The sequence below is a fragment of the Paenibacillus wulumuqiensis genome (assembly GCF_000971965.1).
GTDB classification, from domain to species: Bacteria; Bacillota; Bacilli; order Paenibacillales; family Paenibacillaceae; genus Saccharibacillus; species Saccharibacillus wulumuqiensis.
Genome location: NZ_LAQP01000016.1, coordinates 69,766 through 94,505 on the forward strand (window position 1 = coordinate 69,766; position 24,740 = coordinate 94,505).

The window sequence follows — 24,740 nt, forward strand, 5'->3', positions numbered from 1 at the left end:
TTGGAATTACCTTTTGTCGATCAGTCGTGAGATTAGACTGCCTGTAAACTGGACTGCCTGGACGAGAATAATCATCAGGATGATCATATAGACCATTACATCCGTCTCGAACCGCTGATACCCGTAACGGATCGCAAAGTCCCCGATCCCTCCACCGCCTACGATACCAACGACCGTGGAATAGGAAATAAAACTGATCGCCGACGTGGTCAATCCGAGCACCATCCCGGAACGTGCCTCCACATACAGAAATTTGAACACAATCTGCAGTCCGGAAGCGCCCATCGAACGCGCTGATTCCACGACGCCCCGGGGAACGTCCAGTAGTGCCTGCTCGACGAGCCGCGCATAATAAGCGATCGCGATAATCGACAGCGGCACCGAAGCTGCCTCCGTACCGATCGAAGTTCCAACGACCATGCGGGTGAACGGGATCAGGAAGACAACCAGCAGCAGAAAAGGAAAGGAACGGATAATGTTTACGAGGCTGTTCAGCAGTCCTGCCAGATACAGATTCTCATACAGCTGCCCTTTTTTGGTCAGATAGAGCAGTGTACCGAGCGGCAGCCCGATCAGTACAGCCGCTGCCAGCGAGATCCCGACCATGGTAAAGGTATCACCAATCGCCTGCCAGATCTCCGACTGATAGCGGTCCATCATCTCGGCAAATGTACGTGTATTATCCATTTCCATTCACCCCATCCTGTGGGTCAGCCGCTGTCTCCGTACCTGGTGAAACCGCATCATCCGAACGACCCAGCAGCTGCTCCCGGTAGGACAGCGTATAATCCGGTGCCGGAGCGAAATGATCCTGCTCCCGTGAATAACTCTCCGTAATCCGTCCGCGCTCCATAACCGACACTGTATTGCACAGCCGCTTGACCACATCCATCTCATGCGTCACGATCACAATCGTTACGCCCAGCTGCTCATTAATCTGCTGAAGCAGTTCCAGAATGCCTGACGTGGACTTAGGGTCCAGCGCGGATGTCGGTTCATCGCACAGCAGTACCCGCGGATGATTGGCAATCGCTCTCGCAATCGCTACCCGCTGCTTCTGTCCGCCGCTGAGCTGTGCCGGATATTCATCCAGCTTGTCCAGCAGCCCTACCTGTTCCAGACACTCCCTTACCCGCGCCTGCCGGCGGTCCTTGGGTATACCCGCCAATTCCAGTGGTACGGCGACATTGCCGCCCACTGTCCGGTTGTGCACCAGATTGAACTGCTGGAAGATCATGCCGATCTGCTGACGTGCCGGACGAAGACGCCGCTCGGGCAGTCCGGTCAGCCGCTCTCCATTTACTGTCACCGAGCCCTGATCCGGCCGCTCCAGCATATTGATCATGCGCAGCAGGGTCGACTTACCTGCACCACTGCTGCCGACAATGCCGTGTATATCGCCTGCCTGGATATGCAGAGTCACTTCATCCACCGCAGCCTGCCCACCGTCTATTCTACTGAAATATTTGCTTACGCCTTGCAGCGCGATCATCACTCTGACCTCCTCCGCCTCATAGCCGGCCTGTTGAGGAATACTTTGTATTACTATTCTTACCTTACTGTTATACCCGGCACTTCTGCTACATTATAAGCAAATGTCTATGCTGTGTCACTAATTTTATTATCTAACATGAAACCTTTCCAGGGAAAGGGTATAATGAGAAAGAAAGCGTTCACTATTTTAACGATAAAGGGGCAATTTATCCAATGATCCAAAAACACACAGCTGCCAGTCTGCTGACTATCCTCATGACTGTCAGCCTTTTCAGCCCGGCCGAAAGTAAAGCCGCTGCACTTAACGGAGAACTCGCAGGTTCTCAGGCTCCGCAGCTGTATACAAACTCGGCAGCATCTATTCACTCTCTGCCTGTCCTCACTCCTCTGGCAGCAGCTTATCCCGTGATGCCCATGAACAGCAAAACAGGTCCCATGTTGAAAAAAGGCTATATCCCCGGCTACAAAATTCGCTTCGGCATGACCATGCAGCAGGTCCAAAAAGTCTATGGCCAGCCGGTACGCTCCGATTATTATCTTGGCGGAGAATACTTCAAGCTAAGTAAAATGCCCAATGCAGTCTTTTACTTTGAAGGCCCAAATCGTACTCTCTCCAGTATCCTGATTGTCCCCCCAGGGTTTAAAGGCCACACTTTTGCAGATATTCGTAAAGCGCTCGGCAAGCCAAATAGTGAGGGCAACGATATATTGGACAGTTACGATCAGGTGATGATGTATACTTATGGCAAAGTTACAATGTACTTTGGTGCTAACAACGGTAAATTGATCGATGTTCTTATTGTGAATAAATAAACATTATCAAAGCAAATAAGACTGCAAAGCAAACAGGCACCATTCTGATAATCACCGTAAGGTAACCGTCAGAATGGTGCCTGTTTATTTCGTAGTAATGCTTACTTATTCAAATAGTGATTGCTCATAAAATATTGCTTGCCTCTAACCTTCATCTGCCACTCAGACAGCAATCCACACCTGACCATTTGCCAGCTTCACATCAAAGGTACGCACCTGACCTTCATCTGGTGCCTGTACCAGTCCGGTCTCCAGATCAATCTGCCAGTCATACAGCGGATCGTACAGTATATGCCCGGATACGATCCCTTCGGCTATTGGGCCGCCTTTTGGATGAGGATTGCGGTTCTCCAATGCATATACCTGATCATCCGATGTGCGGAATACGGCGAGTTCCAATCCTTTCAGTTCCAGTACACGGCCGATCCGGCTCATGAATTCCTCCAGCTGACCGACAGGGTAAAATGTCTGTACACTGTTCATCGCTTCATCTCTCCTTTATATCTCTGCGTGGATACACCTGAATTTACGGTATGGTTTGAGCATTTATTTATCGTTTCCTCGACGTATACTTTGCTTACACTTCGACTTTTTTACCGAACAGCGCGGTACGGGTCTCTTCGTCATTCAGTACTTTTTGCCAAGGATCTTCAACCTGGGCGAGTGCGATATTGACGCGTTCTACCAGCTGTTGGCGGTTGTTCTCGTCTTCCAGAATAGCTGCCTTGATCGTATCCAGTCCCATGCGCTCTACCCATTCCGATGTACGCTCCAGGTATTTGCCTGTCTCGCGGTAGTACTGGATGATCGCGCCGCACAGATCGATCAGTTCCTGGTCGGTTTTGACTTTGCAGAACGAATCGGCCAGACGGGCTTTGATCCCGCCGTTACCACCGATAAAGATCTCCCAGCCGCCATCATTGCCGACGATACCGATATCCTTGGTGCACGACTCCGCACAGTTACGAGGGCAGCCATTGACCGCCATTTTGAACTTGGCCGGGAAGTCGAGGCGTTCGAATCGTTGTTCCAGCGATGCGCCCATTCCCATCGAATCCTGGGTACCGAAGCGGCAGAACTGCGAACCGACACAGGTTTTGACCGTACGCAGCGATTTGGCGTAGGCATAACCCGATGGCATATCAAGCTCTTCCCATACTTTTGGCAGATCTTCCTTCTCGACACCGATCAGGTCGATCCGCTGTCCGCCGGTCATTTTGACGGCTTTGACATTGTATTTGACCGACACATCAGCGATTTTCTTGAGGTCTTCCGGAGTGGTGACACCGCCGTACATACGCGGTACGACAGTATAGGTGCCGTCTTTCTGGATATTGGCGTTCATGCGTTCGTTGACGAAGCGCGACGATTTCTCATCCTGATAGTCTACCGGATAGATCATGCCGAGATAGTAGTTGATCGCAGGGCGGCACTTCGAGCAGCCTTCCGGCTTTTGCCATTCCATCACGTTCATGACTTCCTTGACGGTACGGAGTCCTTTTTCACGAATCGCAGCGACTACTTCATCACGGCTGTGGGTAGTACATCCGCACATGCCCTGGCTCGAAGCTACAGCGGCACCATCACCGAGTACATACTGCAGAATCTGTTCAACAACCGGTTTACAGCCGCCGCACGAACGGGTTGCGCCTGTACAAGCCTTGATCTCGTCGACACTGGTAAGCCCTTTGTCCTGAATGGCACTGACGATATCCAGCTTGGTGACACCGTTACAGCCGCAGACGATTTCGTCATTGGCCATTGTTTCGACCGAAGCTTTTTTCTTGCTATGGCTGCATCCGCCGGTACCCATCAGTTCGGCATATAGCTCATCGGTCATCGGTGCGGCTTCGCGAATCAGCTTTTGCAGCTGAGCGGAGTCGTTGATGTCGCCGAACAATACAGCGCCGACGATGATGTTATCCTGCAAAATGATCTTTTTATAGGTTCTCTTCCAGTCATCACGTGCTGTAATGACGGATTGATGTTCATTTTCAATAAATACGCCGGCCGAGAATACATCGACACCGGAGATTTTCAGTTTGGTCGATACGGTCGATCCTTCATACGGCTGGGCTTCGAGGCCGCAGATGTGCTTGGCCAGTACCATACCCTGTTCGAACAGCGGAGCGACCAGACCATAGCAGGTCTCCCGGTGCTGTACGCATTCGCCAACAGCATACACATTTGGCATGGAAGTCTGCAGATAATCATCCACCAGAATACCGCGTGTTGTCTCAATGCCGCTGTTCTGTGCCACTTCGATATTCGGACGAATGCCTGCTGCCATAACCACAAAATCTGCCTGCAGCGTCGTACCATCCTTGAACAGCAGGCGCTCCACGCGCTCGCCGCCCTGCAGCTCAGCGGTTTGTGCGCCCATGCGGAATTTGATGCCCTGGCTTTCCAGTTCCTTTTTGAGCATCGCTGCAGCTACGGAATCCAGCTGGCGTTCCATCAGATCATCCATCAGATGGACGACGGTTACATCCATACCGAGACTGACCAGACCTTTGGCTGCTTCGAGGCCGAGCAGACCGCCGCCGATGACAGCAGCTGTACGATAATTCTTGGCTGCCTCCATCATCTGGTGACAATCGGCAATATCACGGAATCCGACAACACCCTGCTTTTCATGACCGGGGATCGGCAGAATGAGCGATTTGGAACCGGTAGCGATAATGACTTTGTCATAAGGCACCTGCAGGCCGCTATCCGTCAGGATCATCTGTGTCTCCGGATCGATCGCTGTTACCGTTACACCGGTGTGCAGTGTAATATGATTCTCTTCGTACCATTCGTGGCTGTTCAGTACGATATCATCGATCGTCTGGCTGCCTTCCAGTACATAAGAGAGCATGATCCGGTTGTAGTTGGGATGCGGCTCACTGCCGATGACGGTGATGTCATAAGCTCCGCCCAACTTGATAATCTGCTCCAGTGTTGCTACCCCTGCCATCCCGTTCCCAATCAGTACCAAGCGTTCGCGTGTTGTGTTCATATGGATTCCTCCTGTATTCTCTGTTGTCTCTTTCTCTATTTGGCTTTCCGGCTTAACTGGTTATAGTTACCATATCATGTTACCAATTTCACAATCTTTAGTATTTAAAATTAGATGTTTTCTTATGTTCCCAGTATACCTAGGATGTCAGGTTCCAGATGTGACATAGATCACATTATTTAAAATTTCATCTACTTTTTTTCTTCTTATCTACCCTCGCTCTATTCCCTGTCAAAAGATCCGCAGGGAGAAGCTTATTCGGCTTTCCCCTGCATGGTTGTTTGTTGGCTATACCGGGTTCCAATACATCAATACTGCTCCGAGCGATGTGAAACAGTATCCCGACGATGCGCAGTCAGCCCTTTTCTCAGCTCCACGGCAATCAATGGTATGACTGACAATACAACAGCCAGTCCCCAGTGCGGCAGGCTCATCGGTACCAGTTGGAAAATGGCTGCAAGCGGCGGCATAACTGCTACCAGCACAATAATCGTCATTGACAGCAGAGCGCACCAGAATAGCGGCCGATTCGAGGTGAATCCCATTTTGAAAATAGATTCGTGATTGCTTCGTACATTGAAAACATGAATAACCGACGACAAGCCCAGGATCACAAAAGCCATCGTCTGCCCCAGCATCGGCGAGGCATTAACCGGTGTACCCAGTTCCACAAAGCTGCCGACATAAAAGCCGACCAGCGTAATAATTGTGAAGATCAGTGCCTGAGACATGATTCTGGCAGCAAGACCCTCTGCAAAAATATTGGCATTTCTGGCTATCGGCGGTCTGCTCATATGATCCCGCTCGGCTGCTTCACGGCTGAGGCAGAATCCGGGAATCCCGTCGGCAACCACATTGATCAGCAGCAGCTGAATCGCAATGACCGGTGCTCCCCAGCCGAGCAGAAGGGCAATCAGCATGATCATGATTTCTGAAATATTGCAGCTCAGCAAAAAGTAGATCGCTTTGCGAATATTATCGTATACCCTCCGTCCCTCACTGACCGCCTCGACAATAGTTGCAAAATTATCGTCGGTCAGCACCATGTCTGCTGCGTTCCGGGACACATCTGTACCGGTAATGCCCATTGCCGCTCCCACATCGGCAGCTTTCAGCGCCGGGGCATCATTTACACCATCGCCGGTCATGGCAACCACTTCACCTCTGGCCTGCCATGCTTTGACAATACGGATCTTGTCTTCGGGACTTACGCGTGCATACACACTGTAACGGTGCACCTGATGAATCAATTCTTCTTCGGACAGTTCTGCCAGCTCAGCGCCGGTAATCGCCTTTTGCCCACTGGACAGAATACCGAGCTCTCTGGCAATTGCCGAAGCGGTGACAATATGATCACCCGTAATCATCACGGTACGGATGCCGGCCTGCTTGGCTTCATGGACAGCCATTCTGCTCTCGGGCCGCAGCGGATCGATCATGCCGACCAGGCCGGCAAATGTCAGATCACGCTCCAGCTCGGCTATATCCATGCTCACCGGCATCTTTTCGTAATATTTGTATCCGGCCGCCAGTACACGCAGTGCTTTGGAGGCAAAGCAGTCATGAATAATCTGCGCATGCTCCTGCATTCCTTCTTCGTAGCGAACAGGAATACGGTCAAAAGCCCCCTTGGTCACGGACAGATAGCCCTGCTCCAGCTGGTGTACAGTCGTCATCTGCTTGCGGTCGGAGTCGAAAGGAATCTCAAAGATGCGCGGATACTTGATATCCAGTGCGGCCTTGCTGCTTCCTTTATCATGCAGCAGCTGAATGATGGCGGATTCGGTCGGATCACCGACCACCTTCTCTTCATCGCCTACCTGTTCCATGGAGGCGTTATTGACCAGGCTCAGCATGAACAGCAGCTCTTCCTCCGGTTGAGCCCAGTCTTCCTCGGCGGACTTGGGCGCGTGACCGGCCGACCATACCTGCTGGACCGTCATCCGGTTCTCGGTCAGTGTGCCCGTTTTGTCCGAACAGATGACCGAAGCGCTTCCCAGTGTCTCCACGGCTGGAATCCGCCGGATGAGAGCATGGCGGCCGACCATATTCTGCACACCAAAAGCCAGTGTAATGGTGACAATAACCGGCAATGTCTCCGGTACGGCTGCGACAGCCAACGAGACGGCAGTCATCAGCATATTCAGCGCCGATTCTCCCTGATATAGACCGATCAGGAATACGAGCATACCGGCTGCGACAGCTATGAGGCTCAATTGTCTGCCAAGCCCTGCCAGACGTATCTGCATCGGAGTCTGCTGCTTGGATGTATTATTCAGCAGACCGGCGATTTTTCCCATCTCCGTATCCATACCTGTCTTCACTACCACTGCGGTAGCGCGCCCACTGGTAATCAGGCAGCCGGAATACAGCATATTCAGCCGATCACCCAGCGGCGTATCGCCATCCACCTGAGCGTGTTCATCCTTTTCGACCGGTACACTCTCGCCGGTAAGCGCAGACTCTTCTGCCTTTAATCCGCTGCTTGTAATGATACGGGCATCCGCCGGAATCATATCTCCGGTCTCCAGCAGAATAATGTCACCAGGCACCAGTTCTCTGGCATCAATCAGCTGTTTGTTGTGATCACGGATGACCGTAGTCATTTGAGTATTCATGTTTTTGAGTGCTTCCAGTGCACGTTCTGCATTATTTTCCTGACGGATTCCCAGCACGGTGTTGAGAATAACAATAGCGATAATCACGGCGGGTTCGGCGAATCCATGCTCTGCGGTAAACGCCAGGTAGAGTGATATCGCTGAAGCAATCAGCAAAATGATCGTTGTCACTTCGGACAGCTGATGCCCGATTTTGTGCAGTAGACTTTCCTTCTTCTCTTCCTCGTACTGATTCAGGCCCTTGGTGCTTTGTCGCTCCATAACCTGCTGACTGGTCAGCCCCTGTTCCGGGTTCGTATGCAGTGCCTGAATAACCTCATCCAGCTTTTTCTTTACCCATTTCATCGAAACACCTCTCCCGTCTTGGTTGTCGGCTCACGATTTTAGTCTTCGACGTTGTGATGGTGCATGATGGAGCGGTAAAGGATCATCATCCTTTCTATATTCAACTCTGCTGTATTCGTGTACTTTTTTCCCCCTTCCAATCCATAAACGGCAGAGCTTGCGCTCTATCTGCATGACTGGGAATCGTGTAATATCCACTGCTGTATCTCGAATTGAATCCTATTACCAAGAAAGTGGTTCAAATCCACCTAACTAAAATTGTGATAGTTATTGCCTTCCCCAATATACTGTACATCTGCACATTATCACGTGATTGAGATCACAATTTATGTAAAATTTGATTGTTTTCATGAAAAAAATAAAAAGGAACATCCCCTTTCATACTGGGAAATGTTCCTTTTTGTGCTTCTTGCTGTCGGTATATGCTCTAGCCGGGAAGCCTGAATTGCAGCGGGTTCCCGGCGCTTATCCCATAACGGAAAAGCGGGTTACTGCTGCTTCTCCTGCTCCTGCATAAATTCGCGGATTTTCTTCATATAATCGGGTGCATCCATCGGATTACCGGCGATCATCTCGATCAGACACAGACGGTGTTGCTGCTGCTGTTCAGCCTGACGGATCGCTTCGTCCAGCTCTCCGTTGGTGGTTACCCGGGCAGTATAAGCTTCCCGGCCAAAGGTCTGGATCAGCTGGGTATAATTCCAGCCTGGAATCTCGTTATACGTCTGCTTGGCTACCTCTTCCTTGACGTTCAGGTATTTCTCGATCGTATACCCGCCGTTATTCAATACGAAAATGATCGGCTTGCAGCCGTATTCCAGCATGGAACTCAATTCCTGCACGGTCAGCTGCATCGATCCCTCGCCTGTAAATAAAATCACCCGGCGATCCGGAGCAGCGATACACGCGCCAAATGTCGAAGGCGTCGCATATCCGATACTTTGCCAGCCGCCCTGACCGATCAGCATGGCATTCTGCGGCAGACGGATCTGGGACATGCCGTAGAACAACGTTCCCGTCTCGGTGACGACAATATCACCACTTTGCAGCAGCTGCTGGAAGCGTGGATAATAGTAGCCCGTATGCAGCGGCTCATCCGGCTGTCCCTGCTGCTCTGCATAAGGGAAAGACGTCTCCGGTACAGACGACATACTCATCCAGCCCAGCTCGATCAGCGCATTGATCATATCTTCGCCGCGGATATTCTGGTAGGCCGCTTCACCAATCATGACCGATTGGGGCTGAATATTGATAACCTTGTTCATATCCAGCTTGGCCGTAAAGTTGGCTGTATTCGTATCCGACCAGATCAGCCCCAGTGCGATCACGGTGTCGGCATTTTCCACAATCTGTGTCACTTCCTGATTGCCAAAGGCTCCGCTGTATACTCCGATATAGCGGGCATGACTCTCATCGAATCCGCTTTTGCCCATCATCGTGGATGCGGCCGGGATATTGAGCGCTTCGGCGAGATGGCGTGCCGGCTCCTGCCAGCGCTGGCGCAGAACGGTGCTGTCGGACAGCAGAACTGCATTTTCCGAAGCTTCCAGCAGCTGGCGAGCATGGCTGATCGCAGCCTGAAGCGAGGACTGGCTGGTCTCCAACGGTTGCTGCTGTGGCGTATGCTGGAATACCTGCTCGGTAACCAGGTCGATAGCGACCATGAGATAGACCGGTTTGCCGGTCGTTTTGGCAATATGGATCGCCTGTGGAATCTCGAACATGGCATTTTCCGGTGTCAGTACGGTAGTATAGGCGGTGATCGGCTCATATACGCGGCGGAATACGTCGTAATCTCCGTCAAGCAATGTATGGTGCATCAGCTTTTTGCCCTGCTGTGCCTGGGTCTTCGGCGTTCCGACAATATGGATAATCGGTATATTCTCGCTGTATGCGCCGGCGATAGCGTTACATGCGCTCATCTCGCCAACGCCAAATGTGGTGATCAGCGCAGATATACCTTTGATCCGTGCATACCCGTCTGCAGCATACCCGGCATTCAGCTCATTGCGCGCAGGGATAAATCCGATGCCTTCATACTTTTCCAGCGTATCGAGCAGGGTAAAGTTATAATCTCCGGGCACTCCGAAAATCTCGGTAATCCCCTCCTGCTGCAGACAATCCAGCAAATAGTTTCCCAGCGTTGTTCCGGTTTTGGTCAATGTACTCATTATAATCCCCTCTCGTCTTCCAGATTCATCATCCGCCGCCTGGATCACAGCAGCAGATGCACTCTTTAGAGTATTACCCGTTTGCCGGGAAAATCACTTGGAAAAGAGGATAAAAGAATAACGGATGTGCAGAAAGCTGGAGGATGAGACCGCTTAGAGGAGCCAGCACATACGAGGAATACCCAACAAAAAAAGCAGCTCCTTATGGATATGGAAGCTGCTTTAAATGGGAGATGCTTTTAAGAAGATGCTTTATTCTGAACAGAAAAACCACCCTGATTGATTCCCTGCAGGCTGATTCTAATCATTGCTTTCCCCTCTACATCGCCAATTAGGTTGGGTTGGATCTTTGTCCGGCTTGAGTATTTGCTCGCATATTGCTAGATTTCTTCAAAAGAATCGGTAACCCGCTCCTCGAAATTCTCTTCAAACTGCTCTTCCATGCGCTGTTCGTCCGCGATGGTCTGAATATCCTCCGAGCTGATGCTCATATAACGGTAGCCGTCGGCCTGCTGCCGCTTCAACGCTTCCTCTTTGAAAAAGCGCGGGCTGCCTTCACCGGCATCCTCATCATAGACGAGCAGAATACCGTCCGTTTTGCGAAACAGCAGTTCATCTCGTGCCTTGAACTGCCAGATGCCCTGATACGGCTGGTTGCTGACAATACCGTGAAAATCAATGCCTTTCATAATCTCGTTATAATATTCCTTCTTGTCGTCACTCCACCGTTCCTCCGAATTGGCAAAGGCCGACAGGATGGACACTCTCAGCTGTGGGTACTGCTGCTTCAATTCGATCGCGACTTCACATGCCCACAGGTCCACTCCGTACTGGCCGGGCGTGATCACCCACTCCAGTCCTTCCTCGATCAGCGGGATCAGCTTGCTGCGGAGGGCCTGCTGAATGTAGACAATGCCTTCATGCTTTTGTCCGAAAATATTCAGCTCATGCGCACGATAGCCGGTGACCAGTAGATTCTTCATATGCTGTATTCCTCCGCTTCCGTCATTCTTCTGTATTATCATACCACAGGCAGATACGCATCGGCAGTTAGGCATACAGGGATGGGTGGTAATGTGCAGTTCGTTGGTAATACTGGACGGCGAACTGGAAATATGGATTTTCGGCAAAATAAAGAACCAGTTCGTGTATCCGAACTGGTTCTCAGGGAAAGACTGCTGTGGCAGAATATTAGGTTCCCATTTTTTTGCGCTGGTTATTTACCTTTTTGGTCATCTGGCTTTTCATCTTCTGACCGCCGGTTGCAGTCTGACCGCCCGGGCCTTTGCCCTGGTTGTTTTGTTTCTTCTGAGCCAGCAGTCGTTTGGCTGCTTCGGCCTGGCTTAATTTCTTCGCCTCAACGGATGATTGCTCACCGGATGGCTGGGATGGTTGTTCTGTAGTCAATGTACTCACCTCAGCTAGATGATAACACACAGACCGCGGCAACTCTACAGCGACTTTTGTCTATGGGCTGTATGAATGGTATATGGATAGCGTATAAACCAATTGGCGGTTAACGTTCTGATCATTGATAGCAACAATTTTTCGCTTCCACTTACATCGCTGACGGATTCAGCAGGTATATCTCCTTGTGCTTCGGATCGAGAGCTGCGAGTATGGCTCCATGGCCGGATGGTGACATGAAGCGGCTGCGTTCGGTACCGCCGACGATCATTTCCGGGCGCAAATTGTAAGAGTGCTGGGTGTGCTGTGGCAGCTCGGCCAGCAGTGTCTGTCCCAGTTCCTGCGCGGTGAGATGATCCAGCAGCAGATCGTCAGCGACAGGCAGCTGATTATCTGTCAGCTCGGTCATCTGATGAAACTCTCCGGTTCGCTGATAATGGGTCTTGGTATACAGATAGCTGTAGATGCCTTCCGCATAACGGCGGGAGTCAAAGGTAGCAATACTGTTCAGCGCGACCTGCACGTTGGCCCCGTAATCGGCGGCGCTGATTTTCTCGTGCAGATAATACTCGCTGTTGCGGTTGAAGTCCTCGAGCAGCCAGCCATACACTTCAGAAATATTATTGTATTCGCCAAAAGCCGCCGGATCGCCCATGTACCGGTAACGTCCTTCATTATATTGGAATCCATGAATAATATTCTCCGCACATGGGCGGGGTGACGTACAGGATAACCCATCGGTGCCCAGCAGATGAATCGTATATTCCTGCTGATCCTGTATATGCTCATGCGTGAATGACATCAGCGGCAGAAAATAACAGGATAACGCCGGATTCTCCAATACCTCGGCCGGTTCGGGATACAGTCGTACCGTTGGATTCGCGCTTGGTTGATTCAGGGAAATCATCGTCATCCACTCCTTGTCAGCTGCAGGCATGTACGGTTAGCCGTTACCGCCCTGGAATGAAGGGTACTTGGTCATACCGCCGTCCGCAAAGATCGTAATACCGGTCACATAGCTCGCTTCCGACGAAGCCAGCCAGGCTGCTACTGCTGCGATCTCTTCAGGCTTGCCGATATATCCCATGGGGATCAGCTTCTCGACTTTTTCCTTTTCCTTGGGGTCAGAGAATTTCTCGGCATTGATCGGCGTATTGATCGCACCCGGTCCGATCGAGTTAACTCGGATGCCGTTCGGCGCGTATTCCATCGCCAGCGTCTGGGTCATCATCTTCACGCCGCCCTTACTGGCCGTGTAATGTACAAAATGCGGCCATGGAATAATCTCATGCACGCTCGACATATTGATGACACTACCTTTGATATTGTGCTTCAGCATGTATTTGATCGCTTCGCGGCTGCCGAGGAAGGCGCCGGTCAGATTGACATTAATGACTTTGTTCCAGTCGTCCAGTGTCAGCTCATGCGAAGGCACTTCATTCTCCATACCGGCATTGTTGATCATGATATCCATGCTGCCGAACTGATCATGAGCCGCCTGGATAATTTTCTCCACGTCCTCTTCCTTGGACATATCTCCCTGCATATCAATCGCCTGACCGCCGGCTTCCTTGATTTTCTGGATCGTCTCTTCCACGCCGTCATGATTGCTGTGATAGTTGATCACCACATTCGCTTTTTCCTGTCCAAAACGCAGGGCGATGGCCTGCCCGATACCTGTGGCTGCGCCGGTAACAATGACTGTTTTGCCTTCCAAATCCGGATACATAATAGTGCCTCCTCTATGTGTGATCGTTCTGTTACGTTCATTATTTCCCCTATAACCGTCTGTCTCACTGCCAGCTGTTATCCGTTCATATGAATGCGGGATACGTTAGCAGTATACAAAGAATCGTTACACTTAAATGCGGACGAATAAACAGCTGCAGCGTATTTAACTGTCATTATCAAAACGGTATGCGATCGCTTTTCATGATAAATGAAAGGCTGGTTGTCTTGAATCGGGAAATGCATGGAAAGGCGGTATAAAGCAGATGGACGAGCTGCAGGCTTTTTCCAAAGATTGATCCACTCCTTGCGATACCCGCACAACAAAGATGCACAGCTGCATTTATAGCGGCTGTGCATCTTTTAATGGTTAACGTATACCGTGTTCATGCATAAACCCGAGCAGGCGATCCAGGAAACCGGATTCTTCTCCCTGCTGCTCTTCTTCGTAAAAGACAGCCACCTCTCGGCCATAGGCATAATTGAACCGTACGTATCCGTTCAGCCGCCGGTAGAAAAGCAGCCCGGCATATTCATCTGTAATGATCAGATCCGGAGGCATTGTCTCTGCACATTCATGGCAAATGGCTGTCAGATTCATATTGACTACTCCTGACGCCTCAGCTGCTGTATCGGACGCTGCATCAATCTGCTCCTGAGCGCCAAGCATCAGGAACAGGTGCTGCTTCCGCTCATTCCATGGCTCAAAGTAGTGGCTGTCTTCGGCAAGATCCAGCGGGCCATAAGCTTCCTTGATCCACTCGTTCATACACTCGATCCATGATGTACCATTACAGTTGAGCCGAGCGACCTTTTCTGAATGCCGTGGCAGCCAGATCAAAGACTCCACCGCTGGATGCACCGCTACAAAATCCCCATCGATCGTCGTGGCGATTACTACACATTCTCCCAGCTGTTCACGGGTGATTGGGCTATGCTCATCATGCTCCCATATCTCATAATCGACAAATTCCCGCAATTGTTCCCGGTTCGGGTATTCCACGTTCATGATGCCGCAGTAGGTCCCCTGACCATATTGCCCCATAAATTGCACATATGCCTGAGGCAGGCTGATACTCCATTTATGCTCCAGCTGCTGCAGTTGTTCCGCTCCTGCGGTCTGCAAATGTTCGGACACGGTATACATACTATGTATGACCTCCTGATTATAAATGGGTACGTTTTTCTGTTCGCTGTGCTTTTTTGTCAAAATAAATGGATTCTGCAGTATCTCTTCAGATCTTCCTGCTTCACATCTTCTCCAATTATCTAATCATGCAATCAGGGATACATGCAAAAATGGCATACACATCAGTCATGTGCATACCATTTTGTACATTTGCTTCAATTTATCGGATTACATCGACTTAACCCATTCATCCACCCTGAAGGCAGCCCGTTATCCCGCTGCGATCTCATTTCCACTTACAGCGTTGCGTGAAACAGCTTCAGCGTCTGCCGCAAATCCTCTACAGGCACCTGACCCGGTGCGGATTCATTGCGCAGGGAGCCAAATGTCAGCGCAGAACCGAATAGCTCGCCGGCAATGCGGGTAACCATACCCTGACCGGACATGGAGATGGTAATGATCGGATGATCCGTCTGTTCGTGCATACTGCAGGTTGCATCGAGCAGAGTCAGCACATCGCTGATTTTTTGCGGCATCATTGATATTTTGGGAATATCGGCTCCAAGTTCCAGTGCCCGGTGCATACGGGACAGCAGCTCTTCCTTGGGCGGTGTCTGCTGAAAATCATGATTGGACACAATGACATGCACATCGTTCTGATGAGCAATATCGATAAACGGACGAATACGCTCTTCATTCATAAACAATTCAATATCCACCAGATCCACCTGACCGGTGAGAGCGACCTCCTCATTCAGACGGAAATAGCTCTCCTCGTCGATCTCCCGCTCTCCACCTTCACGGCTTGTACGGAATGTAAAGATCAGCGGGCGCGAAGGAAGAATCGACCGGATACTGCCCAGTGCGGATTTTACTTTTTCGATATCATCTACATTTTCATAAAAATCCACGCGCCATTCTACTACATCCACATCTGCGGCCTGCATCGCCAACGCTTCCTGCCGGATCTCTTCCAGATTTCTGCCGATCAGAGATACACAGATTTTGGGCATGCCTTCACCGATGCTCACATGCTTGGCAATTACGGGTTTGATTGTCTGAGCCATTTTCATTACTCCTTTGTCTAGTCTATACCAGTTGAATGAAGTATATACGGAAATTGAATTCAGCACAATTGCATCGCCTGAGTGAATGACCTATCGATCTTCACCCTGATTACCGTGTATCTTCACCTGTTCCACTACTGATCATATACCCGAACACGCAGCCGATGAAGTGACGAAATAATGGCAGACCGCCAAGTAACCTGCTCTCAGGTTCCATATTCTCACACCAGATACTATTGCAGCAGTCCTGCCTGTATGCCGCGGCACATCATCAGGGATGCTTCCGCACGCGTCAGCTCTGTACGAGGCCGGAACGTGCTGTCAGGATAACCCTGCAGCAGTCCCTCGGAACTGAGTCTGCTTACCGCTGCAGCCGACCACGATGCTATAGTCTGCTGATCGTCATACAGCATCGACATATCCCTACGGCCAAGACGGGAATCGATCAAGCCTGCGAGAATCTTGGCTGCCTGTTCCCGGGTAATGATCTGATCGGGACGGAAGCGGGTGGTGCTGAATCCGTCTACGATGCCGCTGTTATAAGCAATTCGCAGCTGAGGCACATACCAGGCATCAGGCTGCACATCCCGGAAAGAAAGCCTGCTTTGATCGGCCGCATGAACTTCTTCATCGGTATGCAGCATACGCACGAGCATTGCTGTAAATTCTGCCCGGCTGACTCCTTCATCCGGCGCAAATCGGGTACTGCTTTTGCCCCGGATCATGCCCAGTGCAGACAAATAGCGGATCGCCTGTTCTGCAAAATGGTTATGAATATCGTCAAACTCGGCAGCCACTCCCGTTCCAGTCGGGACCTGTATAGCAGCTGATCCAGCCGTATGGTCATCCTTTTTATCAACAGCCGTCATTTCTGTCACTGTAGCAGCAGTAGATGGTATCATGCCTGCTTCGTCACCGGCATTGCTGCCGTTCATTTCCATCGTTACAGGAGCCTGTGCTTCATGAGTCGTCCGCAGACGAACCGGCACAGGAACAGAGGCTTCGCCCAGTTCATTTTCTGTCCATACGAGAAAGGAATAATTTGTCTCTGCGCGCAGGGAAGTCAGCGTAAGCCCTGTCTTGTAGCCTCTGGACAGAATTTTATTTTTGCCGGATGCAAAAACAAACTGCTCACGCTGCAGACCTGTACGAATCGCCAGTTCTGCCCCGTGTCTGTGGGCAATTGTCGCTACGGTAAAATCATTGTCCGGCAGAGTTACAAAACTGGCGACCGGATAATGTCTGCTCTCTCCACCGCTGTTGCTGGCAGTGATGGAGTAACCAGCATAACGCTTCGCGCTATCCAGCGCAGTCAGATTATAATAGGTATCCCCGCTCACTGTTGCCAGACGCTGTCCGGCCGGATCATAAATATGATACTGGCTCGCCCCCTGTACCGGATTCCAGCGAATCACCGCATGATGGGTGCTACGCTCTGCTATCCCGGTTACACGTTCCGGCTGATTCTTCCCGGCATCCGGTACCGCCTGATAGTCCAGCGAGACTGCTGCTCCCTGACCGCTGGCATTAACCGGAATCACCGCTATACGTCCCCATTCGCCAGGGGCGAGACGATTGCCGGCTTCCCTATACTCCGGCTGACGAATCTGCGCCAGCTCCGTACCGGATGAATCCATAATTGCATAATGATCCACCCCGGGCTGTGGATTCCAGGTGAGAATAATCTCGCCCGGTTCGTTATGCACTACCGTCATGCCGGTGACAGATGAGGGAAGTGTCATCGTATGACCGGTCAAAGCTGAGGAATAACCGGATTCATTGCCCGCTTGTATGGTAAAGGAATACGTCTGTCCCGGCTCCAGCTGCTCCAGTACAAAATGTCCATCCGGACGATCATACACCTGTCCATTCAGCGTCAGCCGATAACGGTCTGCCCCATATACAGGCTCTACTGCAGCCCTGAAACCATGCTCATCCTGACCGGTTACGGATACGTTGGTCGGCTGATCCGGCAGCACTGCTTCCGTGATCTGCTGGGATGCTCCGAAGCCGCTGCTGTTGAACGCCTGTACTGTAAAATTATACGTTCGTCCGGCTGCCAGATCACTGTATGTGTAACGGGTATCCGTCGTCATTCCGACATATTCCTGATCCAGATACAGCCGGTAACCGGTCGCTCCTCTGGAGCGCTGCCATTGTATCGTCTTGCTGTGCTGTGCAGTATCGGTGGAATGCAGCTCCTGTACACTCGCCGGAAGTGTCCATATGCCCGGCAGACTGGCAAAGTAGCCAAACCCGGTTCCATTGGACAGCGCCAGATCATAATTAAATAATGAACCGGAAGCCAGCTGTGTATCGTTGAATGTCATCATCGCTCCCGGCAAATAAGTATCTCCAGTGACCGATTCACCATTGCGACGCAAATCTGCATAGACAGCGCCGGTAACCGTCTGCCAGTGCAGATCGATCCGATCTTCATATGCCGATACCGCCTGAAATCCAAAAGGCGAAGCAGGCAAAGACAAATAACCGACATGAATTGCCTGCCCGCTGCCACTGCTGTTGATCGCCGATACCGACACATCATACAGCGTATTCGGCATGAGATTATGCGCTTCGGCATAGGTGGTGCCTGTTACGGTTGCTTCATAGTCACGAATGCCAGTGACCGTGTTGGTCCAGCTCATATGATAGGCTTCGGCAGAAGCAACTGGCGCAATCTGTACGGAGGCCCGGCCATAATCCCTGCCTTCAAAGGAAATCTCCACCCGCTCCGGCACAGCCGGCAGCGTAGACAGAGTCAGCGGTTCGGAATAGCTGCTGCTTCCCGAATGATTGACAGCCCTGATCCGATAGATCTGCGCGGTTCCCGCAGGCAGCCCGGTCTCTACATAACGTGTGGTCGGGTCGCTCAGCTGATACTCCCTGTTATTGGTCTCATTGATCAGCGTGTAGGTCAGTCCATCCTTCATCCCCTGACCGGGGTAATCCCAGGTCAATGCGATTTCGCCGGCGTCTATTGCCTCGGCATGAAGCACAGGTATATCCGGCAGCCGCTGGATGCGCAAGTAGTCTGTACTGGAACGGGTAGTATTGCCTGTACGATCGGTCGCCTGAACGTGCAGATACCATTCCCCTTCTCCATTTACCGGCACATCAAATGCCGGATGATCCGGGTGAATCCATGCTCCCTGATCTGCGGCTGGGGGCGTAGAGTTATGCGTCAATGCATAGGATATGCCAGCAGCTTCAACACCGGATTGCTCATCGGTCACATTTACATGCACCGCCAGATCATCCTCTTGCCAATCCTGACGGGAAGGGGTAAAAGATATATCCGGTCCGGCAGTATCGATATTGCTTACCGTATAAGAGCCTGTGGTCATATTGCCAAAATGATCTACAGCCGTAAAAGGATACGTTCCGTTGCGTACCGCTTCATAGACAGCAGATGCCCCATTCACAGTCTGCTGCGGCGTAGTTATATGATGAATCCATGTTCCTGTATCACTGGCAGTCGCCTCAATTCGTACGGGAGCAGAGGTCCAGTCGGTGACGGATGGATGAAGCTGCAGCACCGGCTGGTCCTGATCATCTACACGTATATGTACAGCTGGTGACACATTGCCTTTCTGATCCACTGCCGCGACATGCACATACGAAGCTCGGGTAGGCATCGCTGCCGACCAGCTGCTGGAAGTAGTTGTAATTGCACCGGAAGGCTGCGTGTCCGGCTGATTGTCGATCAGTATGGAGTATCCTTTGATGCCGGAAGTTACCGTCACCAGCTGATCCGTTGAGTAGCCAGTTGCTGCTTCTTTGCGCGGATAGCCTTTCAGCTTGTACGTATAAGTGGTCCCGCGGTCAACCGGAGCATTCCACGAAATATCCAGCTGCCGGGTCTGCCGGTTGGCAGCCGTATGAACATTCTGCGGCTGATCCGGTGCTGTCCGGTCGATCGCCTGTGTATCCTCGTAATCGGACAGATAACCTCTGTAGATCGGCTGACCATCACGATACAGCTCTGCCTCGGTCGCATAGCCAAATTTGAAATCATCCAGATAAACGATACCGGGTGCTATCGTGTCAAAGATCGCATCCATCCCCTGTTTGTCATATTCCATATCCGTATTGGTAGCGACGATGACATTTGTGCTGTACGTTTTCCAGCCTGTATCGGCATTGATCGTTCGACCGGTAAAAGCATTGTCCTCCCAGTAAGCCGACTGTACATCACTTCCCGCCGCGAAGCTGCCCTGAAAAGCGGAATCCGGATAGAGATACACCCGCTTGTTCGCCACATCCACACTCTGAATGTATACAATACCGATTCCATAATTGCTGGAAGCATTGGCTGCGATATGCATCAGACTGTTTTGTGCTTTGCGGCGCGAGAATTCAGCATAGAATTCATCGATATTATCCACAGTAAATGAAGTGTCTCCGGCCCGAACACTGGAAGTAAAATGCACCGGTGACTTGATCGCCGGGTAATATTGCGGGAAATGATTCAGCGGATATGTGCTTTTGCCTGGTCCACCTGCCATATAAGGCTGAATCCAGCCATTTTGCCCGATCGCTCTGGCCTTGAACGTAATCGATAACGGGGTGCCTCGGGGAATACCGTATTTGCGTCCGAGAGACAGTCTGGAGCTGTCGGATGATGTATTCGGATACCAGTAGGCATTACCTTTGCCGGCCGTGTCCATAACTTTGAGGGAATAGCTGCCGGTATATTTATCCTCCGCAGTCTGGCTCTGCCCCCCAGCAGAATTGTCACCACCTGCATAAGTATTGAATTCGCTTGTCGACTCAAAGCCCGACTGGGTTATTACATCCGAATCAGCCATACTGACTGACCATTCCAGTCTGGCATGATCACCTACCTGCACGGCCGAAGTGAATTCCGGCGCGGATGCGGCAAGTACATGCTGATAAGGCAGCATGCCGACCAGAAGCGATGTACTTACAGCGACAGCGCCTATTTTTCTCAGTTTAAGCTTCAATCCTGATCCTCCTTTGGAACGTTTCGGATCGGCATCCGCTGTTCCGCCAGACAGAAGCCGATTCCCGTAAGAACACAAAAAAAGCACCCCGCAAAAAGGAAAAATTCCTTATTGCGAGGTGCTTCCTCACGTTCGATTCGTTTTGTCCAGTATACAACCTTAGAACCATTTCGTAAACTATTGTTTTCCCAAAAGTCCTATACATTGTTTGCCTTCCTGCTGCATACCGGTATGGAGGCTCAGTCCTTAATGTGGCGGTATGTCTCATCATCGCAGAGCACGAATAGTCTGGCATCTGCCGGAATCGGCTCGGACAGTTTGCGGTTAATGGTCATATCGTTGCGGTCGCTGATGAGCGTCGCACCCATGGTCAATAGCGCCTGGAAAGCATCACCGTACGTTTTCCATTCGGGACGCAAAGAAATGGGGAACAGATCCTCTCCATACCGGCGGTTGAGCAGCTGGTTGATAATATCGTTATTGCCTTCATTCAGGGCAGAACGTACCGCCAGACGGGAGATCGCATCATGGGACAATACGAATTCATTGATATGAATATGATGGAAATTCTTGATATGGTTCTCCAGCATAATCTCTACAGTCGTATGTACATGGTCAGACAGGCGTTCAATACTGGAAGCGACGAGCAGCGATTTGCCATCCACGAGTGAGGCATCGTCAATCCGTGAATCGGCAAAAATGATGGCTGACTGCGCCTGCTGAACATTTGCCTGATTGAGCGTCTCATCCCGGGTCGGATCTCCATTGACATAATGCACCTGCGGATGGTCGTACGGATGCTTTTCCAGCTCGTCGATAATGATAATATCCAGCTCCGGGTTGCTGGAGAACAGTTCGTCGATCGCATACTGCGCCTTTTTGCTCCAGTTGATAATAATGACATGATTTTTGCCGGTATACGCCAATTTGCCCGCATCCTTTCTGCGATTGTATTCTCCAAGGGAGTCAATAATTTTGCCGATGATCAGACTGAGCAGCCCGATGCCAAAGATGTACAGGAAGATAGTGAAAATCTTGCCGGGGATCGATTCCATAAAATAATCTCCGTACCCTACCGTCGCCATCGTGGTCAGTACCCAGTACAGCGCATTGAACCAGTGGGTAAAGGTATCCGGCTCCAGCAAATAGGCAATCATGGAGCTGAACAGCACGAATAGAATCGTCGTCACTGTCAAAACCGATTTGCGCATTCGCAGCAGCTTGCGGGATACCCTGATAATGATATGCATGGTCTTTTCTCTCCTTTCATGCAAACGTCTTCATTTTTCTTGCTGATAACCCCTTTGTTGTCAGCAGCTAACAATTATACGTTGAATTTCGGCAAACGATTCATTCCCCGGCTATAGAATCATCCGGCAGCGTCAGCAGATACTTTTACAAAAATATCACAGCAGGCCATTCTGCGGCTACACATATTGCTATAATGAATAGAAATGATCTTATGACCTGAAAGGATATACGTGCCATGGATATATCGGAACTTCTGTCTGCCATCAACGAGGAGAATCTGAGACGCTGGATGAACGACTACCGGTCGCTCGGTCCGCTGATCAGTATTCTGATTCCTTTTCTCAAATCATTTATCCCGCCGATGCCCACGATTGTCGTACTGGGTGTCAATGCAGCTGTATACGGATTGTGGATGGGATTTGTGTATTCGTATATCGGCATTATCGGCGGATCGCTCACCGCCTTTGCGCTGATTCGCAAGCTGTCACAGCATCGCTATCTGGCCCGGATCGTACAGCGGCCGCGGGTAGAGCGCACACGGCGCTGGGTACGGGATAACGGGTTTAATTATGTGTTTCTGCTGAGCCTGTTCCCGGTCGGACCATTTACGCTGCTGAATCTGGCTGCCGGGCTGAGCGGTATCCGCTTCCGTTCCTTTCTGATCGCGATCCTGTTTGGCCGGGGAGTCATGGTATTTGCAGTGTCCTTTATCGGGGCGGACTTTGCCCTGTACTGGGAGCAGCCGTGGTATCTGGTATGGGTGGTGATCTTCATCGTCGTCTGCCTGGTGATCAGCCGCCGAATCGAAGCCTATTTCAGCCGCAAGGATCAGCACAATATGTAAAAAAGATTATTTTCTATCCATGTCGCCGGGGATGCAGATGGGTAATAACTGTATAACCATGTCACCCAGCGAACGATGGAGAGAGGATTTGACTTTATGGAAATGACAACACAGCTGCTGTCCGCCCTGAACGAGCAGGGAGTCACGGAAGTTATGGAGCAGTACCAGTCGTTCGGACCGCTGGTCAGCATTTTGCTGGCTTTTCTGATTTCATTTGTGCCGCCCCTGCCCACGATGGTCGTTATCGGACTGAACGGAGCTTCCAACGGATTGTGGGCCGGTTTCGTATTTTCGTGGATCGGGGTAATGGCCGGTATTCTGACCGTGTTCGGTCTGGTCCGCCAGCTGTCCCATTATGAATATGTACAGCGTTTTGCCAATCGCAAAAGTATCAGTAAAAGTCTCGAATGGATTGAGAAGAACGGATTTATTTACCTGTTTATGTTCAGTCTGCTGCCATTTGGCCCCTTCACCATGATGCATATGGCTGCCGGGTTGAGCGGTATCCGCTTCCGCACTTTCCTGGTGGCGACTGCGCTGGGCCGGGCCATCATGATATTTACCGTATCCTATATCGGTTCCGATCTGTCCAGCTATATGGAGAATCCATGGCAGCTCGTACCGGTTGTACTGTTCATTGCGCTCGGCTTCCTGATCGCCCGCAAAATGGAAAGCTGGTTCGGACGAGGCGATGACAAGCCGTCAACAGTTGGCAATCTGGAACTGGAATTGGAATTGGAATTGGAGCAGGAACCAACAGGGTGTAAATCGGGGCTGTAAATGGAACGTTTATTGGGAACAGCTGTATCAGCAACCACAATAAAAGTGGTACATCAAGACTGTTAATCAGAATATTCAATCAGGACTGTATATCGGTACCGCATATCAGAACAGCAAATAGGCGCTGTAACGATGAAAAAGAGACCTTACAAAGGTCTCTTTTTGCATCTTATACCGTGGTTCTTGTATGTTGTCCCTCGATCTGTGAGATCGTTCGGGAATCAACAGGATCATCGATTCCTCAGAATGTATAGGATTCGCCGTCTTGTGGTATATGCAGATGATCGGACATTCCTTTTTCCCCCGCATAGCGCTTCAGCTCTGCACGTGATAATGTCCAGTGGTTCACCGCTTCCATATGGACAGAGATGATCTGCGCTTGCGGTGCTGCCTGATATACTTCGTAGATGTCTTCCTTACTCATAACGAGCGATCCGCCCTGCAAGAACTGGTTATCGCCGCCGTTGACGACGATCACTTCCGGCTGATGGGTGTCGATCACTTCCTGAACGGCTGCATACCAGACCGTATCACCGGCTACATACAACGTTTTCTCGGACGGATGCTTGAATACGACGCCGCACACATTACCCGCCATTTTCAGAATCTCGCCGCGCCCGTGTTCGCCTTTGGTCTTGATCAATTGAATATCTTCGAACACTGTATCTTCCTGCAGCACTTCCACATTGGTGAATCCGTCCTGCCCGACCACAGCGGCATCTTCTTCATTCTGTACGAACATCTTGATATCTTTGGGCAGCAGCTGCTTGGCGGCCTCGTCGTAGTGATCCAGATGCAGATGGGTGACGATCACGGCATCCACATCGATAATATCCTCGGCAGCAACCGGCAGACCGACCAGCGGATTCATCTGGTCCTGACGCAGCGAGTTGGGAAATGGCGGGTAAACGCCCTGCTCCGCGAGAAATGGATCGACCAGTAATTTTCGGCCTGCATATTCGATGACCAGAGTGGCATTGCGGATTAGTTGTATATTCATGAGTGATGCTCCTTTATATTCAGAAATGGGTTTGTGTTTTGCTTTGTCTTTATTTTATACTGAGAACAATTATGTGTTACATGGATAAAATCAAGTCTTTAAGCTGTTTGACTTGATTTCTGAAA

The 24,740-nt window shown here is 50.8% G+C and carries 18 protein-coding genes; 3 read left to right on the forward strand and 15 right to left on the reverse strand.

The window, feature by feature from the left end:
- Positions 1 to 6: 6 nt before the first annotated feature.
- Complete coding sequence (locus tag WH45_RS18705; protein WP_046216058.1) at positions 7 to 687, reverse strand: methionine ABC transporter permease; 681 nt, start codon at positions 685 to 687, stop codon at positions 7 to 9.
- The gene (locus WH45_RS18710; RefSeq protein ID WP_052723854.1) at positions 680 to 1,492 is read right to left on the reverse strand and encodes a methionine ABC transporter ATP-binding protein; all 813 of its coding nucleotides are present in this window, start codon (positions 1,490 to 1,492) and stop codon (positions 680 to 682) included. The genes WH45_RS18705 and WH45_RS18710 overlap by 8 nt, the downstream gene beginning before the upstream one ends.
- Before the next feature lie 215 nt (positions 1,493 to 1,707).
- Between WH45_RS18710 and WH45_RS18715 the strand changes: the two genes are divergently transcribed.
- Positions 1,708 to 2,307 (forward strand): hypothetical protein, encoded by a 600-nt coding sequence (locus WH45_RS18715; protein WP_046215942.1) that lies wholly within the window; start codon positions 1,708 to 1,710, stop codon positions 2,305 to 2,307.
- Positions 2,308 to 2,469: 162 nt separating this feature from the next.
- Here WH45_RS18715 and nirD read toward each other — a convergent pair whose 3' ends face one another.
- The 12 genes from nirD to WH45_RS18780 form a co-directional block, all read right to left on the reverse strand.
- On the reverse strand, positions 2,470 to 2,790 hold the full coding sequence (nirD, locus tag WH45_RS18720) for a nitrite reductase small subunit NirD (protein WP_046215943.1): 321 nt from the start codon (positions 2,788 to 2,790) through the stop codon (positions 2,470 to 2,472).
- A 94-nt stretch (positions 2,791 to 2,884) separates the two neighbouring features.
- Entirely contained in the window at positions 2,885 to 5,308 is a 2,424-nt protein-coding gene (nirB, locus tag WH45_RS18725; protein WP_046215944.1) for a nitrite reductase large subunit NirB, read from the reverse strand.
- 308 nt (positions 5,309 to 5,616) lie between these two features.
- Positions 5,617 to 8,271 (reverse strand): cation-translocating P-type ATPase, encoded by a 2,655-nt coding sequence (locus tag WH45_RS18730; protein WP_046215945.1) that lies wholly within the window; start codon positions 8,269 to 8,271, stop codon positions 5,617 to 5,619.
- 488 nt (positions 8,272 to 8,759) lie between these two features.
- Positions 8,760 to 10,442 (reverse strand): alpha-keto acid decarboxylase family protein, encoded by a 1,683-nt coding sequence (locus WH45_RS18735; RefSeq protein ID WP_046215946.1) that lies wholly within the window; start codon positions 10,440 to 10,442, stop codon positions 8,760 to 8,762.
- 380 nt (positions 10,443 to 10,822) lie between these two features.
- Entirely contained in the window at positions 10,823 to 11,425 is a 603-nt protein-coding gene (locus WH45_RS18740) for an SLOG family protein (RefSeq protein WP_046215947.1), read from the reverse strand.
- 208 nt (positions 11,426 to 11,633) lie between these two features.
- A complete protein-coding gene (locus WH45_RS18745; protein ID WP_046215948.1) occupies positions 11,634 to 11,849 on the reverse strand; it encodes a hypothetical protein in 216 nt (71 codons plus the stop codon).
- A gap of 151 nt (positions 11,850 to 12,000) precedes the next feature.
- Entirely contained in the window at positions 12,001 to 12,762 is a 762-nt protein-coding gene (locus WH45_RS18750; protein ID WP_152663601.1) for a hypothetical protein, read from the reverse strand.
- A 30-nt stretch (positions 12,763 to 12,792) separates the two neighbouring features.
- Positions 12,793 to 13,578, reverse strand: coding sequence for an SDR family oxidoreductase (locus WH45_RS18755; RefSeq protein WP_046215950.1), 786 nt, complete (start codon positions 13,576 to 13,578; stop codon positions 12,793 to 12,795).
- 369 nt (positions 13,579 to 13,947) lie between these two features.
- Positions 13,948 to 14,724 (reverse strand): SMI1/KNR4 family protein, encoded by a 777-nt coding sequence (locus tag WH45_RS18760; RefSeq protein WP_052723855.1) that lies wholly within the window; start codon positions 14,722 to 14,724, stop codon positions 13,948 to 13,950.
- 278 nt (positions 14,725 to 15,002) lie between these two features.
- On the reverse strand, positions 15,003 to 15,773 hold the full coding sequence (aroD, locus tag WH45_RS18765) for a type I 3-dehydroquinate dehydratase (RefSeq protein ID WP_046215951.1): 771 nt from the start codon (positions 15,771 to 15,773) through the stop codon (positions 15,003 to 15,005).
- A 233-nt stretch (positions 15,774 to 16,006) separates the two neighbouring features.
- The gene (locus WH45_RS18770) at positions 16,007 to 20,740 is read right to left on the reverse strand and encodes a fibronectin type III domain-containing protein (RefSeq protein ID WP_046215952.1); all 4,734 of its coding nucleotides are present in this window, start codon (positions 20,738 to 20,740) and stop codon (positions 16,007 to 16,009) included.
- A gap of 239 nt (positions 20,741 to 20,979) precedes the next feature.
- Entirely contained in the window at positions 20,980 to 21,990 is a 1,011-nt protein-coding gene (locus tag WH45_RS18780; protein ID WP_046215954.1) for a potassium channel family protein, read from the reverse strand.
- Between the two features lie 236 nt (positions 21,991 to 22,226).
- Here WH45_RS18780 and WH45_RS18785 point away from each other — a divergent pair, with 236 nt between their 5' ends.
- Together WH45_RS18785 and WH45_RS18790 are read left to right on the forward strand one after the other, a co-directional pair.
- Positions 22,227 to 22,835 (forward strand): TVP38/TMEM64 family protein, encoded by a 609-nt coding sequence (locus tag WH45_RS18785; RefSeq protein WP_046215955.1) that lies wholly within the window; start codon positions 22,227 to 22,229, stop codon positions 22,833 to 22,835.
- Positions 22,836 to 22,931: 96 nt separating this feature from the next.
- Positions 22,932 to 23,615, forward strand: a complete 684-nt coding sequence (locus WH45_RS18790; RefSeq protein ID WP_046215956.1) for a TVP38/TMEM64 family protein — start codon at positions 22,932 to 22,934, stop codon at positions 23,613 to 23,615.
- A gap of 241 nt (positions 23,616 to 23,856) precedes the next feature.
- On the opposite strand, the gene WH45_RS18795 is transcribed toward WH45_RS18790, so the two are convergent.
- On the reverse strand, positions 23,857 to 24,615 hold the full coding sequence (locus WH45_RS18795) for an MBL fold metallo-hydrolase (protein WP_046215957.1): 759 nt from the start codon (positions 24,613 to 24,615) through the stop codon (positions 23,857 to 23,859).
- Positions 24,616 to 24,740: the final 125 nt, after the last annotated feature.